Source organism: Flavobacterium sp. GL_143 (genome assembly GCF_057834355.1).
On record NZ_CM174401.1, the window covers coordinates 4176829 to 4194255 of the forward strand.

General features: G+C 32.9%; 12 protein-coding genes and 1 riboswitch. Of the genes, 9 read left to right on the forward strand and 3 right to left on the reverse strand.

Going from position 1 to position 17427, the window contains the following annotated elements; translation table 11 throughout:
- Positions 1-182: 182 nt before the first annotated feature.
- From AC3IPI_RS17685 to AC3IPI_RS17695, 3 genes are all read left to right on the forward strand, one after another.
- Positions 183-821 carry a peroxiredoxin-like family protein gene (locus AC3IPI_RS17685; protein ID WP_489154562.1) on the forward strand — a complete coding sequence of 213 codons (639 nt, stop codon included), beginning with the start codon at positions 183-185 and terminating at the stop codon, positions 819-821.
- A 189-nt stretch (positions 822-1010) separates the two neighbouring features.
- A complete protein-coding gene (locus AC3IPI_RS17690) occupies positions 1011-1442 on the forward strand; it encodes a hypothetical protein (RefSeq protein WP_489154564.1) in 432 nt (143 codons plus the stop codon).
- A gap of 138 nt (positions 1443-1580) precedes the next feature.
- A complete protein-coding gene (locus AC3IPI_RS17695; RefSeq protein WP_489154566.1) occupies positions 1581-1850 on the forward strand; it encodes a hypothetical protein in 270 nt (89 codons plus the stop codon).
- Positions 1851-1942: 92 nt separating this feature from the next.
- Here AC3IPI_RS17695 and AC3IPI_RS17700 read toward each other — a convergent pair whose 3' ends face one another.
- Together AC3IPI_RS17700 and AC3IPI_RS17705 are read right to left on the reverse strand one after the other, a co-directional pair.
- Positions 1943-2404, reverse strand: a complete 462-nt coding sequence (locus tag AC3IPI_RS17700; protein ID WP_489154568.1) for a DUF1810 domain-containing protein — start codon at positions 2402-2404, stop codon at positions 1943-1945.
- 363 nt (positions 2405-2767) lie between these two features.
- Positions 2768-3610, reverse strand: a complete 843-nt coding sequence (locus AC3IPI_RS17705) for a GNAT family N-acetyltransferase (RefSeq protein WP_489154570.1) — start codon at positions 3608-3610, stop codon at positions 2768-2770.
- Positions 3611-3960: 350 nt separating this feature from the next.
- A riboswitch (cobalamin riboswitch) is annotated at positions 3961-4169 on the forward strand.
- Positions 4170-4286: 117 nt separating this feature from the next.
- Between AC3IPI_RS17705 and AC3IPI_RS17710 the strand changes: the two genes are divergently transcribed.
- The 6 genes from AC3IPI_RS17710 (at position 4287) to AC3IPI_RS17735 (ending at position 12324) form a co-directional block, all read left to right on the forward strand.
- On the forward strand, positions 4287-6335 hold the full coding sequence (locus AC3IPI_RS17710; protein ID WP_489154572.1) for a TonB-dependent receptor: 2049 nt from the start codon (positions 4287-4289) through the stop codon (positions 6333-6335).
- A complete protein-coding gene (locus tag AC3IPI_RS17715; RefSeq protein WP_489154574.1) occupies positions 6332-7477 on the forward strand; it encodes a YncE family protein in 1146 nt (381 codons plus the stop codon). The genes AC3IPI_RS17710 and AC3IPI_RS17715 overlap by 4 nt, the downstream gene beginning before the upstream one ends.
- A 12-nt stretch (positions 7478-7489) precedes the next feature.
- Positions 7490-8785: a cell surface protein gene (locus tag AC3IPI_RS17720; RefSeq protein ID WP_489154576.1), complete on the forward strand. Its 1296-nt coding sequence runs from the start codon at positions 7490-7492 to the stop codon at positions 8783-8785.
- 39 nt (positions 8786-8824) lie between these two features.
- Positions 8825-10066, forward strand: coding sequence for a hypothetical protein (locus AC3IPI_RS17725; RefSeq protein WP_489154578.1), 1242 nt, complete (start codon positions 8825-8827; stop codon positions 10064-10066).
- A 4-nt stretch (positions 10067-10070) separates the two neighbouring features.
- The gene (locus AC3IPI_RS17730) at positions 10071-11297 is read left to right on the forward strand and encodes a hypothetical protein (protein WP_489154580.1); all 1227 of its coding nucleotides are present in this window, start codon (positions 10071-10073) and stop codon (positions 11295-11297) included.
- A gap of 79 nt (positions 11298-11376) precedes the next feature.
- On the forward strand, positions 11377-12324 hold the full coding sequence (locus AC3IPI_RS17735) for a DUF4465 domain-containing protein (RefSeq protein WP_052250143.1): 948 nt from the start codon (positions 11377-11379) through the stop codon (positions 12322-12324).
- Positions 12325-12414: 90 nt separating this feature from the next.
- On the opposite strand, the gene AC3IPI_RS17740 is transcribed toward AC3IPI_RS17735, so the two are convergent.
- Positions 12415-17355, reverse strand: coding sequence for a hypothetical protein (locus AC3IPI_RS17740; protein WP_489154582.1), 4941 nt, complete (start codon positions 17353-17355; stop codon positions 12415-12417).
- Positions 17356-17427 lie beyond the last annotated feature (72 nt).

Consider the following 17427-nt stretch of genomic DNA (forward strand, 5'->3'; position numbering starts at 1 on the left):
GCCGTACTAATTTTTCATTTTTGGCTAATGAAATTCAGGTAAATTCAAATTGATTTTTTTTTATTTTATCACTCATTCCTTTGTTTTCTTAAAATTGACTTTTTTATCCCATAAGGACAATTTTATGCGGTATTGCGGTTCTGAATTAACTTTTAAATCTTTGCGGAAATAGTAAACAAAATATGAAGATTTTAGCGCAACAGATAGAGGAGTTAAATCAAAATTTGGCAAAACAACTTCCGACAGAAGTTTTAGAAATATTTAGTAAATCCATTGAGGAATTGAAAACTCAGGGGATTGAAGAAAGTAGCATCGGGATAGGCGAACGGTTTCCCGATTTCTGTCTTCCAAATACAAATGATGAAACTATAGAATTAAAAGAGCTTCTAAAAAACGGGAAAGTGATTGTCGCTTTTTTTCGAGGCAGTTGGTGTTCTTATTGTAATTTAGAATTGAGAGCATTACAGGAAAACCTAAAGCAAATTGTAGACAAAAAAGCAAAATTGGTAGTAATCTCTCCGCAAAAACCTGATTATAGCAAAGAATTAAAGAATAATCACCAACTAGATTTTGAGTTATTAACGGACAAAGACAATGCTTTGGCTAATCAACTTGGCATTTCCTTTGAACTTCAAAATTATGCAATCCCTACTTACAAGAGTCTAGGTATAGAGTTATCTGATTATAACGATAATGATAACAACGAATTACCTATTCCTGCGGTTTTTGTTATCGATACGGATTATCGCATTACTTATAAGTTTGTTGATACCAATTATATGAATAGAATAAACATTCAAGAATTAATAGAACAATTGTAATCTAAATAAAATCACGTTTTAATGAACGGGGATTTTTATTTTAAAGCTTATTGTGAACACTGATTGAAAATCAATGTTATATTTGTGCATAATGTGAAATTGTGTTTCCATAGCATACTGATTACTTAGTGGAGCAGAATTAAAAGCAAATTAATAATTATTTATAATATCAAAAAGGAATAAAAGTTCATGATTTTAAAAAAAAATAAAAAATATTTATTACACAGATTTTTAGCTTCTCATATTTTCATTCTATTAATTGCCGTTGGTCAAAATTTGACCTATACTAATATTTTACCGATATGGTTTATCACAGTTGTTTTTCCAAATTTAATTCTCTGTTCCCTTAAAAATTTAAAAGCAATAGAAATTAAGAATAATCATATCAAGTTAGTATTTAATAAATACTTTTATAAAGAAGAAACGGAATTTTATGAATATACTAATCTAAGGTTTACATATAGGAATGAATATGAGGCAAGTTCACTAAGTATGAAATTTAGAATTTATAAAAAAAACAGCAATAAAAGTATAATTAGTATTGGTGGTATTCTTGATGGATGGGATGAAAAGCAAATAGAAGGAATAATAAAAGAATTAGAAAAAATAGGGATAAATTGAATAAATGATAACGATTGTGAAATATAGTTTTTACTTTTTATTGGTTTTAACCTTCAATTCTTGTTTAAAAGGAGATTGTGGTCGGATTGCCAAGGTTAAATTTATAAATAACTTTACCTTACATAAATAATACTCAACATGAATTCCTATAAAGATATATTAGATAAAAAAGAAGAGTTTTATAATTTAGCTATTAAATATTATTATAATATTGAAGAGGAAATTTTAGTGGACATTAGCAAGATTGTACCTAAATCAATCTCAATATTAGTTGATCATGAATTCATTCCGACACCATGTATTCAAATAAGATTAGAACTTCATCACCAAGAAGAAGATATAGAGGTAAGTTCCTATTACTTATATGTTAATGAAGAAAAAGAATTTATTGATGAGTTTCTTTACTAACTAACAAAACTAAAAAGACACTACCGATTTGCGAAAGCAAATACAACGTAGTGTCTTTTTTTGAGTAAATAATCTATTACATTACTGTATAATTACAGCGTAGTTGTTTCAATAGATTGCTCTATAATTGAATTAATAATGGACAAAGTACGTGGATCTTGTTCTCCAGAGAAAAAAGCATTTAATATTTCCTGAAAAATAGGGTGGCAGTTTTCTACTAAACTAAAAAGAGTCATCGAAGAACGTAATTTTCTAGCGTCTAACTCTCCCAGAAGTGATTCTGCTGATTTCATTTTAAAAGTCAATAAAAGCTCAGAAATTTCGATAAGATGTTTTCCTAAAATTGGGTGCGCTGCAAATTCTGTAGCTTCTTTTAAATCGGTAATAGCATAAAAATTGGCCGTATCGCTAGTGCCTAAACCCGTAATTTGAGGAAAAATAAACCACATCCAGTGGCTTTCTTTCTTTCCCTTCTTAATTTCAGAAAGAGCAGTAAGATACAGCTGGTTTTGTGCTTCTAAAAAACGGATTAAATCATTGTTTGAATGTGCCATTGTTGTATTATATTGTGTAAAAAAGGGTGCAAAAGTACTAAAAAAGATAGGTACTTCCTAATGGAAGACTCAGACTATGTGAGTTTTATGACTAAGTTGAGTAATAATCTTACTTAAAATTTTATAAAAAAATGCTTCAAATAACTGATATAATTAAAAATACAATTCTATCTAAAAATTATAAAAAAAATCTCAATTTTAACAAACTCCCATCAAGGTTCTACTATTATAAATCAATTTTAAACACGAATTTTATCAATTATCACTAATTCATTTGCTAAATTAATTTCACAAACGAAGTTAATCATTAAAACTTGTACAAATTGTTAAAATTCGTGTTTGCTTTTTGTAATTCTATTTTTCTTAAAGATTTCTCTTCATTTCAAACTGCGAAATCGTGTATGGAATATTCAAACTTTTTATAAAACCTTTTGCTTCTACAGAACTATTTTGAACATTATATACTAATAATTCATTTTGATCTACAGCATTACTAATATGATTACATAAACTCGTACCAATTCCTTTGCGGCGGTAGTCAGGAGACACCGCTATTTGATTAATTTTTCTGGATGTAGTATTATATATTGCATAACCTACCAATACATCATCTATATAAGCTCCTAGAATTTGGCAATATTCCATACTATTGCTAACCGCCATAATATCGTTTTGCCATGAAGGTTCAATATCCCAAAAAGATTTAAACAATTCCCATTGAGTTTCTTTAAGATTCTTTATAGTAACTTTAGGGTTTATATCTAATGTAGGTACGCTACCTCTAAAACAATCAAGCTTTCTATGGATTGTATACCCCATTTTTTCGTAAACTCGTATTGCTGGATGATTTCCTTCTATAACCTCTAATACCATTTGTTTTACGCCAAGTTCTTCTAATTTAGGTACTAAAATAGCATACATTTTACCAACTAAACCTTTTCCTCTATAATCAGGAATAACTCCTGTTGCAGCATTATAGGCAATAAATTGTGCGTTTGCGGTATTTAAAGCGTGTAACATAAAACCAACTAATTTATCATCATCATAAACTCCGATGGATAAATCTAATTTAATTCCTTCTGCATGTATTTTGGATTGTAATTGTTCTAAAGTAAGACTAAAAGGTACGATATAATCTGAAAAAGACAAATTAATAACGTCTAATAAATCTTTAAGGTTGCTGTTTTCTAAACTTTTTATTTCCATTTTTTATTCTAAAGCTTTTGAGTTTAATGTTGAGTTTCTCTAGTTCTTCAAAATTTTTTAAATATCGAAATAGAGAAAATCAAATATACATTTTATGTAAAAAACAAAGGTCAAGTATTTTTGATTTTTATTAAAAAATAGGAGAGAAGTCAATCGTTACCCAAGCATCCTAAAATATCAAGCTAGTATTAAAATTATCTAATTACCTAATTTTCTAATTTACACATTGTTTCTTTTTCAAATTTATTGGATATAAATGAAAATTATCAAATTAGCAGATTATACCCTTGTTTTATTGTCTTAATTGTAATTAAATTAAATAAGAACTTTTTTTCATAAACTTATGTTATATATTTGCTCAAAATTTTGGTCTACTTTTTCTTAAAATTTTAAGAAGAAATAGTTAAAAGGGAATCAGGTGTAAATCCTGAACAGACCCGCTACTGTAAGTTCTATATAAGTCTTTAAACGTTACTTATGCCATTGTTCGCCGCGGCGAATGAGAAGGTTGTTTAAAGATGGAACAAGTCAGGAGACCTGCCAAAATCACATAGTTTAAAACTTTCGAGGAATAAAGTTGAAGAACAAGAAAATTAGCCTGTTATTTTATAGCGGGACTTTCTTATTATGCTTCTTGATTATTACATCGCGAAAAGTTTTTATAATTTATTTAGTGATGTATAATACAAACAAAAAGCTTTTATTCGTTTTTATCTTATTTACTCCATTTTTGCTTCATTCGCAAGCAACTAATGATAGTATTCGCAAACTAAAAGAAGTAATTCTTAAGGCAAAACCATACCAGGAAGTAATTCCTGTGCAAAGTCTTTCGGGGAAATTACTAGAAAATCTTGCTAGTCATAATGTTGCCGATGCGCTTCGTTATTTTGCCGGAGTCCAGATTAAAGATTATGGTGGTCTTGGCGGACTTAAAACCGTAGATGTCCGTAATATGGGAACGCACCACGTAGGTGTTTTTTATGATGGAATCCAATTAGGTAATGCGCAAAACGGAGTTACAGATTTAGGTAAGTATTCCCTAGACGACATGGAATCTCTTACCATGTATAACGGTCAGAAAAGTGAAATCTTTCAGTCAGCAAAAGACTTTGCAGCTGCATCTACCATTTATTTAAGAACCAAACGTCCCGTTTTTGAAGGGAATAAAAAAACTAATTTATTGGTGCGGTTTAAAACCATGACCATAAATTATTTTGATCCGTCTTTTAGATGGGAACAAAAGCTGAGCAATAAAGTAAGCATGAGCGTAAGTTCTGAATATATAAAATCTAACGGTGAATATAAATTCAGGTACAAAAGAAACAATCAGGATGGTACTGTAGCCTACGATACTACTGCCACAAGACATAATAGTGATATTGAAGCATTCAGATTTGAATCTGGGCTTTTCGGAAAAATAAATAACGGTTCCTGGGATGCCAAAGTTTATTATTACGACTCAGATAGGGGAGCACCTGGGGCAATTGTCGAAAATAAGTTTTCTGACGGATTTAGACAATACGACAAGAATTTCTTCACTCAGGCATCTATAGTAAAGGATTTTACAAGAAAATACAAATTTCAGGCAAAGGCAAAATACGCTTACGATTACACGCATTATGTTGCCAGAGATACAACCCATATTTTAGGCGAAACAGTAACCGAAGGAGCACAATCTGATGATAGTTATTACCAACAGGAAATATATTTCTCGGCAGTAAATATGTACAACATATTGCCTACATGGGATGTTTCGTTATCTACAGATTTTCAATACAATAAACTAAATGCTACAAGAAAAGGGATACAAACTCAATTTTCATTTCCGCAACGCTATACAGCATTCTTTTCATTGGCAAGTTCCTTCAGACTTGGGCAATTTAAAGCTTTAGGTAGTGTTGTTGGTACTTATGTTCAGGAAGAAGTGCGCTATAACGCAAAAGCTCCGGACAAAAAAGAGTTTACTCCTGCATTATTCCTTGGTTATACACCATTTAAAGACTACGATTTTAATTTACGAGCATTTGCAAAACGTATTTTCAGGATGCCCACTTTTAATGACTTGTATTATACCATGGTTGGATCCAGTACTTTGAGACCCGAATATATGAACCAGTACGATGTTGGGTTTACTTATAATTTACCAGTAAATAATTCTTTTTTAGACAAACTTTCTATTCAGGTTGATGGATATTATACCAATACCAAAGATAAAATTGTAGCAGCTCCAACAGGAAATTTATTCCGCTGGATGATGACCAATATGGGACAAGTAAAAGGAAAAGGTATAGAATCGGTACTTAATATAGGAATGCATATTGGTAATGTAAACTTAGCTACGAATCTTACCTACACTTATTCTGAAAGTAGGGATTATACAAAATTTGCAGGTTTAGAATTGTCTTCTTACGGAGATCAGATTCCTTATACTCCGTGGCATAGCGGCTCTGGAATATTAAATGCTGATTATAAAACCTGGAATTTTAACTACAGTTTTGTTTATGTAGGAAAACGATATAATGGTAATGTCAACAATATCAAAATCAATGAAATTCAGCCTTGGTACACACACGATTTAGCGGTACAAAAGTCTTTTGCTTTAAGCAAATATTTAATAAAAGGAACAATAGAGGTAAACAATGTACTTAATCAGCAGTATGAGGTTATATACAATTATCCGATGCCGGGACGTACAATGAAATTTATAATAAGTATTGCGCTATGAAAAAGATAACTACACAATTAATCCTCGGTTTATTTATAGCTCTTGCTTTTGCTTCTTGTAGAGAAGAAGAAACCATTTTTCCGTCTTCGGATAAAAGCGTTGCTGCCCCAAGAAGTGATGGCAAGATAGAAGGTTTTTATCTGCTTAACGAAGGAAATATGGGGATGAACCGGGCAAGCATCGATATATTTAATTACAGAACCGGAAACTATACTACCGATATTTATTCGGAACGAAATCCTACAGTTATAAAAGAACTAGGTGATGTAGGTAACGATGTAAAAATTTATGGTAATAAAGTTTATGCTGTAATAAACTGTTCTAATAAAGTTGAAGTAATCGATAAATGGTCAGCAAAACGTATCAAAAAAATTGATATTCCTAATTGCCGATATGTAGCTTTTTATAAAAACAAAGCCTATGTAAGTTCCTATTCTGGTCCTGTAGCCATAGATCCTAACGCAGAGATAGGTTTTGTGGCTGAAATTGATACCACATCATTAGAAATAAAACGAAAAGTAAATGTAGGTTATCAGCCAGAGCAAATGGTGGTAAGCAACGGAAAATTATATGTAGCAAACTCAGGAGGTTACAGAGTTCCTAATTATGACAGAACCGTATCTGTGATTGATCTTGAGACTTTTACCGAAATAAAAAAAATAGATGTAGGTATAAATCTTTACAGTATGCAAATAGACAGTAGAGGAGATATTTACGTGAGTTCCAGAGGAGATTATTACAATACACCATCAAATCTTTTTGTAATTGATACCAAAACGGATGAGAAAAAAATGCAACTCGATATTCCGGTTCTAGGAATGTGTTTAGTAGATGATTTACTCTATTTCTATAGTGTATCCTGGAGCTATCTTACTAATAGTAATAAAGTAACCTACGGAATATTAGACACTAAAACCAAAAAGATAATAAGCGATAAGATAATCACAGACGGTACAGATAAACAAATAATGATTCCTTACGGACTACAGGTAAATCCCGAAACCAAAGAAATTTATATCACCGATGCACAAAATTATGTCGTAACAGGCTATATCTATTGCTTTACACCCGATGGAAAATTAAAATGGAAAACTACAGCAGGAAATATACCTGCACATATTGCTTTTATAACCAAAAACTAAAATAGTAAAATCATGTATAACAAATCTTTAAAACACTTCCGAACGCTATTGCTTTTACTCGCAGCAGCATTGGTAACCAATTGTTCCAGTGGCGACGATGGTGCAGATAATAGCAATCCGCCAACAGGTGGTATTGGTAACAATGAGTACAATGCGCAAAGAGCTACAATAGTACCAATTACTGTAAATAGTACCGTAAGCGCAAATGCAACTTATAGTTGGAGTGTAACAAATTCTCCATCAGACAATTATTCTTTGGCAAACAACACCGTAAAAGAAGCCTTATTTGCAGCAACAGAAATAGGAACGTATGAACTTACAGTAGTTATAACTGATAATGGAAATACACAAACACAAAAAATTAAAGTACACGTAAGCAAAGAAGCTAAGGATTATAAAACATTTATTGCCAAAGTATTTGATTTTAAACCTGCTCCGGGACAATTTATAAATGATCTGCCTGCAGCGAATGACGGTGAAACGTATGATAAAATTTTAAGCAGAGCTAATACGTATCTAGCCAAGAAAAACGGAGATCTGATTTCGCTAGGAGCCTTTGGTGGTTATATAGTTTTTGGTTTCGATCATACAATTGTAAACGTAAAAGGCAAACGCGATTTTAGAGTTTTAGGGAATGCTTTTTGGGCAGAAGCCAATCCTAATCCTGATAAAAATATGCGTGGTGGGAGTAGTGAAGCTGGAGTTATAATGGTTTCTTATGACAAAAATAAAAATGGACTTCCGGATGATGAATGGTACGAAATAGAAGGAGCTGGGCATAAAATGGAAAAAACAGTTCAGAATTATGAAATCACCTATTATAGACCTGATGCTAATAAAATTCCCGTTCCAGGAGGTGGTACAGGTACAGTACAATTTACAGATATAGAATATATATACTGGAAAGATAACCAAGGCAAAGACGGTTATTTAGCCCAAAACAACGCTTATAATCATTCCTTAGATTATTGGCCAAAATGGCTCAAAGATCAAGAAAAAATCACTTTTAAAGGTACAAGATTACCAGATAATGCTGTTGATGAAAGCGGAACAGGAAGCTATTTTGTTCAGTACGCATTTTTATACGGATATGCAGATAATGCCCCAAACAATGATAATGATTCTGCAATAGATATTGATTGGGCAATAGATAAAAACGGAAACAAAATTCATTTGCCAGGAGTTGATTTCGTAAAAGTTTATAATGCACTTAATCAGCAAGCCGGATGGTTAGGAGAAACTTCTACCGAAATAATGGGTGCTACAGATTTGCATCTTTTAGGAGAAAATATTCCTACCAGACCATAAAAAAAAGGATTTTAAATTAAAACTATAATACCAGAAACCATGAAAAAAAATTTAACCCATTTATTATTCCTTGCATTCTTAGTTATAGGATGCAGTAGTAATGATGATGACTCAAAACCAGTAGACGAGGCTAAGAATACAATAGCAATTACACTTCAAGAAAAACATGAGATAGGGACATTTAGTGTCTTAAATATAAATGCTTCAGCTACTGCAACAAACCCAACATATCAATGGGTAATGACCAAAAATCCAGTTAATAAAACTACAGATTCTATTGTTGGAAATTCTAAAGATTTAAGATTCATAGCGCTATACTCAGGTGCATACGAACTGACATTAAATGTATCAGCAGATGGGAAAAAAGGAAGCAAAAAAACACTAGTAAATGTTACTAATGAGACTAAAAATTTCAATCCTTATATAACAGCAATCTACGATTTTGATCCAGCACCCGGAATGTTTGCCAATGATTTATTTAAAATTGGTTTTACAAAAGAAGATATAATGCGAGTAGCATTAGGCAGGATTAATGAAACCAGTGTTGGTTATCCATTAGACTTAGGTGGTTTTGGAGGATCTATTATTGTTGGGTTTGATCATACTGTTATTAATAATGCAGGACAAAAAGATTTTAGAGTTTATGGAGGAGATTTAACCGATAAAGGGAATCCCCCAGCTCCAGGATTACTATTTGTAGCCTATGATAAAAACGGAAATGGGAAACCAGATGATGATGAATGGTACGAAATAATAGGAAGCCAGCATACTAAAGAAAATACAACCAAAAACTTTAAGATTACATACCATAAACCTGCCATAGGAAAGCCTGTAGTAGTAAGTGGTCCTAATGATCCATTTATAGATCGTGAACACATTTATTGCGAAAACAATAATTCTGAAACGTATTATTTACCACGATCTAAGACAAAAAAAGAATATTATCCTGCTTGGGCAACTCAAAATACTGCTGTATATGAAGGAACCAGGCTAAATGTAAAATTTACACCACTACGTCCCGGACAAACTACACTATGGAATTTTGAAGCTCCTGAATGGGGATATGTAAATGCTGTAAATCCTGATATTGATATAGACTGGGCTGTAGATAAAAATGGAAATAAAGCAAATCTACCGGGAATAAATTTTATAAAAATTGTAAACTGTGTTAGTGAGCCAATGGGACTTTGTCATCAGCAATCATCAATGGCAACAAGATTCGCAGGAGCAGCAGATCTTCATATATTAAAAAAATACAATTTAAGAAAAGTAAAAGAATAAGAAAATGAAAAAATATTTAAAATATAGTTTGATTTTAGTAGCTATTGGTGCTTTTTATTGCTGTAGTAACGATGATGATTCAAAGCCTGAAATAACACCTGAACCCGTTAAAAATGCTACTGTTACTTTAAAATTAGAACCAAATTTTGCTGTAGAAAGATATAGCGTAGTAACTATAAATCCAGAAGTTGTTATTGAAAACGCTAGTGAAGCTGTTGCAAAATACAAATGGACTGTTAAAGTAACCGGTACTGATGGAATTGTCAAGGATTCTATTATTAGCGATGCAAAGACATTACAATTTATTGCTCCTAAAGCGGCTGATTATGCTGTAGAATTTACTGTAACATTGGATAAATTAGTAAAACAAGCTTCAACGAAAGTTAAAGTTTCAGAAACAGGAAAAACCTATACAGCAAAAGCACTATCGCTTATAGATTATTTGCCAGCACCAAGTTATGCTCTTGATAATTATGAGTTTACTACTAAAACTGAAATTTTAGAAAATATTCAGGCAAGTCTTAATCAGGGAGAAGATATTAACCTTGGAACTTTTGGCGGGTACATTGTTACAAAATTTGATCATACTGTTATTAATTCTTATGGCAAACGAGATTTTACAGTTCAAACTGTTGCTAACAGTACTACTGTAAAAGTTTTCCCAGTAAGTGTATATGTAGCGTATGATGCTAATAAAAACGGTATTGCAGATGATAATGAATGGTATGAGATAGGAGGGAGTGAGCATAATAAATCTACGACAACAAAAAATTACGAAATCACTTATTTCAAGCCAGATCCTGCCAAACCAGCTGTAACAGGCAAAGCCGATTGGCAGTTTGATAAAGAATATTTAAAATGGACAGATAATAAAAACACATCCAACTTTATTACTAAAACAAAAAAATGGAGACGTTTAAATTATTACCCACAATGGATAGGAGATTCTTATACCCTAAAAGGAACAAAACTATACTTGCCTGTAAAAGATGTAAGTGATGGAGAAGGAACAGCTTTTAATGTAGGAACTTTTGAATGGGGTTATGCTGGTATCAAAGATCCTTCGATAGATATTAGCTGGGCAGTAGATAGTAACGGAAAAAAAGTGCATTTACCTGGAATCGATTTTGTTAAAGTATATGTGTCAACATACACAGAGCTTGGAGCTTCAGATTTATTAACAAGTTCTTTTAAAGAAGCTGAGGATTTGAATTTTGCAAAAAGCAAATAATTAAAACTGCATATTCTTAAAAAGTATGCTATTGCAAAAACATTAAAGAAGAATTATTAACCCCTAATTTTATAAATTAATGAAGAAAGTAATTTATTTTTTGACCGTTGGTTTACTTTTAGGACTTTCGTCCTGTAGCAACGAAGACAATGTTTTAATTGATGGTGGTGCAAATGCAACAGCAAACAGCGCAAATGCATCTACAAGCAGAATCCTTGCTGATCCGGCAATAGGAACTACAACAACTCTTAATCTAACGAGTTCTTTACTGGCAAGTGGAATCACTACAACTGGTGGTAAGTATTGGGAAAACACTTATGTATCTAACACAAAATTAAATGTAGATATATTTACGTTTTCGCACACAGCCACATCTGCGGGATACAACTACTGGGATGGTTTTATAGTATCTAACGTAAATGATATTAAAGATTACGGTTCTGGCGCTGCTCCGGGTGGATCAGATGGTTGGGTGCCTCACCAATGGGGAACTATGGCAGGAAGTGGTTTTAATACTTCTTCTACAATTGCGCCAGGAACTCCGGGAACAACAGGAGATCCTTATATTGTAGCTTATTGGTCTAGTTATTTAGATCCTAAAAATCCACAAGGAACTACTTTTACTGAAGGTGGATTTTCAAACTGGGTAAAAATAGGAAATACAGGAACATACCAAGTTAAAGGATTGAAAATTAATATGCATCCGTGGCCTTATTATGGTTGTTTAAATGGAGATGGTTTTGCTAAGAAATTTGTTTCTGGTGATCATTTCGAATTATTAATTTATGGTGTTGATGCAAGTGGAGTTATCTCTGCTCCAGTTACACATACATTAGCAAATCATACAGGAACTTCTCTTGTAATGCCAACAGGCTGGGTAGATGTAACAGCTCTTAAACTAGCTAGTTTAGGAGATGTTAAATATCTTATTTTCCAAATGGCTTCAACAGACTCAGATCCCATTTACGGAATCAATACTGCAGCATACTTTTGTTTAGACAAACTTTCGGTAAAACGTATAGACTAAAACAAATTGTTTACAATACAAAAAAGAGCCATTCAAAAGATGGCTCTTTTTATTATCTAATTTTTTATATCTGTTTAAAATGACCCGTTTTTAAATAATACTACCCGTAATAAGCAAATCTCCTGGGCAATTTACATCCTTTAATTCAATATAATTTCCTTGCGGGAAAATCAAATTCTTTAATGCAAATACAGAAACATCATTAAAACTTACATTGAGTTGCTTCGTTAATTTTGGCGGAATTTGTTCGTTCAATTGAATATTGAATAATGCCTGCAAATCATTCCCACAACCACAAGGGCCACCCCCCGAAAGATGCCCGCTAATTTTAACATCCTGATTAGTCATTTTAAATGAAATATTTTGTTCTCTGCCAGTACCCGATATGGTAAGAGGCATAGAAGCAGAAATATTTAAGGTATAATCTGATGAATGGTCTTTAGTACCAGACTCCGTACGGAACCAAATAATTGTTTTCCAATATTCTGTAAAATGTTGCGTGCGCTGCTGATTAAAATCTAATTTTATATTTGTTCCAGTAGGAGTTAAAGTCATTCCTGAAATTGGTTCAGAAATTATTCCTCCATCAACAGCATACTTGGATATTTCAACAACACCTCTAGGACTTGTATAGCTACTATCCAGAGCGCTTAAATTTACTTCTGCAGTAAGCGCACCTTGATTAAACTTTCCCGTCCATGCCTTCGACTTATTAGTATCTTTAGGATTAGTGCCTTCTAATTGCCAACCCGATTTATCCAAACTTTGTGGCAACACACTTTCAAATAAAACTTTACTACTTACAATCATACTCACATCTGATCCCATTGGGATAGGTTCGGGTAAATCATTAAGAAATGTTTGACTACTTTCCGCAATTCTATCATTAGTCATAATGAAAAGCTGTAAAATTTGATTAGCAGAATTGCGTGTAATCAGCGTTTTAAATAAAAATTGGTTAGGTTTCATATCGCTAATTTTACCAATCTTACTTTTATCTATTGAGCTAATAACAAAAACTACAGGATTCTGCGTAAAATAAGAAATGAGTTCCAAGTTGAATCTTGCTTTTTCATCATTCCCTTCAATATTAATGTTTTTGGGTACAAAAGTTCCCTGTGACATGTCCAGAATTACGCTCAACACATTCTCGCTTGCAATTGTACCCGATCCTACAATTCCTTTTGCCTCGCTTAGCGGAATCTGTGCTTGAATAAGAGCCCCAGGATTAGATACTTCTGGTTCATCCCATTCTATAGGTTCTGATTTGTATTGTGATCCTTTCGTTATCTTTCCAGAATGGATGTTGCATTCCATCTTTACATTGGATGGATTGTTGGGAAGAAAAGAGAGTTTAGGATATCCATATTCGGCTTCAAACTTTACCCAGGTTTTTACTTTAGATGTGGCATCATAATGATACTCTAATTTAATTTTTCCTCCGTATGATTTATCTTTTTTTAATTCATCATACTGTTTGTTAATGGTTTCCTGAATTTTGGTAAGCCCCATATTAAAAACAACATCCCAACCATTTGTAACCGTTTTTCCTTGCATTAATACCAGCATATCCTGCAAAGAAGGAGCGGAGGTAAGAGCATTACCAAGAAGTCCTTTTTTAACTCCCAATAATAATCTACCAGGTAGATCCTCTATTCTTGCCTCAAGTACAAACTCTAGTGTTACGGGTACAAATGCATCTTCTAACTCTATTTCTTTATTAATTTCTGTTTTAGGAAAACTAATGTTCCACTTACAGAATGGCGTAATCGGGCTAACGGCTTTAGACCATGTATCGCCGCCGTCTGTAAAATTCGGGGTGTTAGTATCACATTTATACTCATAGATACGTTCACGAGAAGGCGTTTTAAACATACGCGGAATCCTATTGGGAGCACGATCAAAAAACGGATTACCTTCATACGTTAATTTTAAAAGGTATTTACCACTTTTTGTTTTTACCGAAGTTCCAACGCTTGCCACTACAGACTTAACACGACAATTAATGTATTCGCTAAAATTTACATTATCAAGACCAATATCCAGAATATAAGCATTACCATTGATTAATTTACCTACAGGCACTTCTACCGTAATACGTATCGGACTAGTTACAGATTGATGAATAGAATTTAGCAAATTCAAGGCAGTTAAGGTATTCTGACTTTGCTTGACAATTGTACCTTTAAAACTCAGCAAATCAAATGCTGTCATTAATGTAGGCGCTTGAAGATTCTCATATTGAAGTGCCTGATCTTGTAAAATCAGCGTTTTAGAAAGCATGCTCAACATACGATTTCGTAAGAATTGAAGTGAAGCAGTCATACCAATCAAATCAAGATTAAGCGGTTCTAGCGACGGAATATTACCCGGTTTTAGTTGGTCTTTTATTCCATCGAGTCTTTTTTGCTGCGCTTCGCTCAATACGTTTAATCTTTGCTGATTATAAATATCTTTGGCGAGTTGGTTTGCTGCATCTTTTGCGCTAAGCAACGCTTTTCCGCGAAGAAGTAGAATTTGGAATGCATTTATCAAATCATTCTTTTCTTGTACAGTCGGTCCAGAATCGATTATAAGCTTCATATTAGCACTCATTTCATCCCATGTCAGATTCGATTCAATAGAAAACGAAGCATTTTTTAGTTCATTAAGAGCTTTCTCTGCATTTAGCAATTCCTCAACACCTTTAACCCCTGTTGTAAATACTTTATACGATGCATTTAAAATATTAAGTAATTTCTGCATCTGTTGCACTTTAAGTCCTAATTCCTCTACAGCTTTGATTGATTTGGCAGGAATTGCAATAGATGTAGCTACGGAAAAAATAGTCGTCGCCATATCAAGACCAAATTGTATCGCTTGTCGAGTTTGCCAATCTCTTACAGCCTGCTTATAATTTAGTACGGCAGTTTGCAAATCAGATTTTTGACTGTCAACATTTTTCTGAAAAGTAGCAATTTTAGCTTCTAGGCTTTTGAGTTCTTTCTCTTTTTGGGTAATAATTTCTTTGTAATAAGAACTCAAATCACGCTGCTGGTCGGCATTTGCCTGAATGAACTTTGTAAGCAATTTACCCGATTCAATTATATTCTCATTCAGCGATTTACCTACATCTATAATTAGTTCCTTTGTCTTTCTTGCCTCAATAATATCCTGATATTTTTGTATCTCAAGAGCAATACCGTCAGAATATTGTATAATAGTTTCTATATGTTTTTTGTATTCTTTAGCCGGTAATAGTGGTACATAAGCAGCATATTCGGGATTCATAGCATTTCGGACACTATCCATTGCTCGTACTCTCAAATCTAGCACATTTGCATTACTACTTACTTGAGGAAGAATACTGGTAATCCAACCCATCGTGTCTGCCACAAAGTTTAATGCATTTTTTTGATTCGTATCGTTAAAATCTGTACAACCTGCCATAATAGATTCGGCAAAAGAATAAGCAAAAGATAAATTTTCTTCCATATCTGGAAATACATCACTTTCTTTAGGTTCCTTACGAACATCATCTGTGATTAATACAAGAGATCTACCGTGTATTTTGGCTGTATCATGCATAAATTTTAGCCCGTCTACTATGGTAAAATGCTCCGTAAAATCGTCTTTTGTAACAACCATTCCGCCATAAAAAACTTTACTATTGAGGTTAAATGATTTATAACCGTCTTTACTTAGTTTGCAAACAACAACGCCTTTATCAGTTTCCATATTAGTACTTTGAGTAAGTATATTAATATAGTTTCCAGGAATGCTTATCGTGCCAATTTTTGAATATAGATATTGCGAACAAAGTATAAATTTTAATGCCTTATTACTGGCTATAAACTGCATTTCATCCAATGCTAGTTTGGCTTTATACGTGTTTATGTCTTTTGTTACAATTGTACTAAGAAATCCCGGAATTTCGGAGTCAGGGATAACATTCTTAATATCATACGGGAAATATTTTTCGAAGTTAGGAACAACACGATCTGTGAATTTTTGGATTAACGCCCCTTTTAAGATACGCTTCATTACCAAGCGGCGGTTATACTCTGCAAAAACGGACAAGGTTGTAAGTTTGAATCTTGTAACTGCGTTTTCTTTATAGTTAGCAAGATTTATTTTTCCATCTAAAAACGGTTCAAAAATACTATTGGTTTCTGACCATCTTTGATCATGCCAAAGATTCTTTTTGATGTCGCTTTCTAAGAGTTTGCTATTACCAAAACTAATGAGTTTACTATATTCTTTTACAAAACCAAAAGCTCCTGTAAGGGCATTTGTTGTAAAATAGCAAAAATTAACAGAGTCTTCATCTGTGTATTTATTTTTAGAAAAACTAGCCGAAACCTTCTTAAAGGAGTCTTTATTGTATGCAAACACCTGAAAAATAATATCTCCCACATTTACACCAGATACAAAATGAGTTCCCCATTCGTTAAAATGCTTCATGCAAATATTTGCCTGATTTAAAGTCGTTTCTGCAGGATTGTATTGTCCTTTTTCATCATCAGAAGCTCTTACTTTAATCAAACTTTTGCGAAAATCTTCCTCAATCTGATATTCTGTCGAAGGTAATAACGGATTAGGATGTAATATTGTTCCAGATTTATTGATAGGATGAAAAGCCGCAGCTGATAAGCGTTCTAGCTTAACAAGAGCATACGAGGTATCTGATGCTTTTAAATCTAAACCTAGATTCTCAGAAAGTTTTTTTAGTGCTTCATCGCGATCCTGATCACGCAATAACATAGTTCCCGCAGCGACTTCAGCATCTGGAGCACCATCATTAGGGTTATCAATTTGATATGGAAATAGAGCATTTAAAAGATTTTCTGCATCTTCGTGAATAGAAACTATTGGGTAATTCCATTCCAGTTTTTTATCGGGATTTATATCTATTTCTAGCTCTTTCAAAGCTTTTTTATCTTGCAGAAACAAGCCTTGATTATCTACAGACGAAGGATTCCAAGAAGGGTTATATCCAAAGATTAAATTAGTTGTGGTACCTAGTGTAATTTTACTTTTTATAATTGCCATAATACTATAATTGGGGTATTAGTAAATAATCGCGTGCCACATATAAATCAATAATTTATAAGTAGCCGCTTA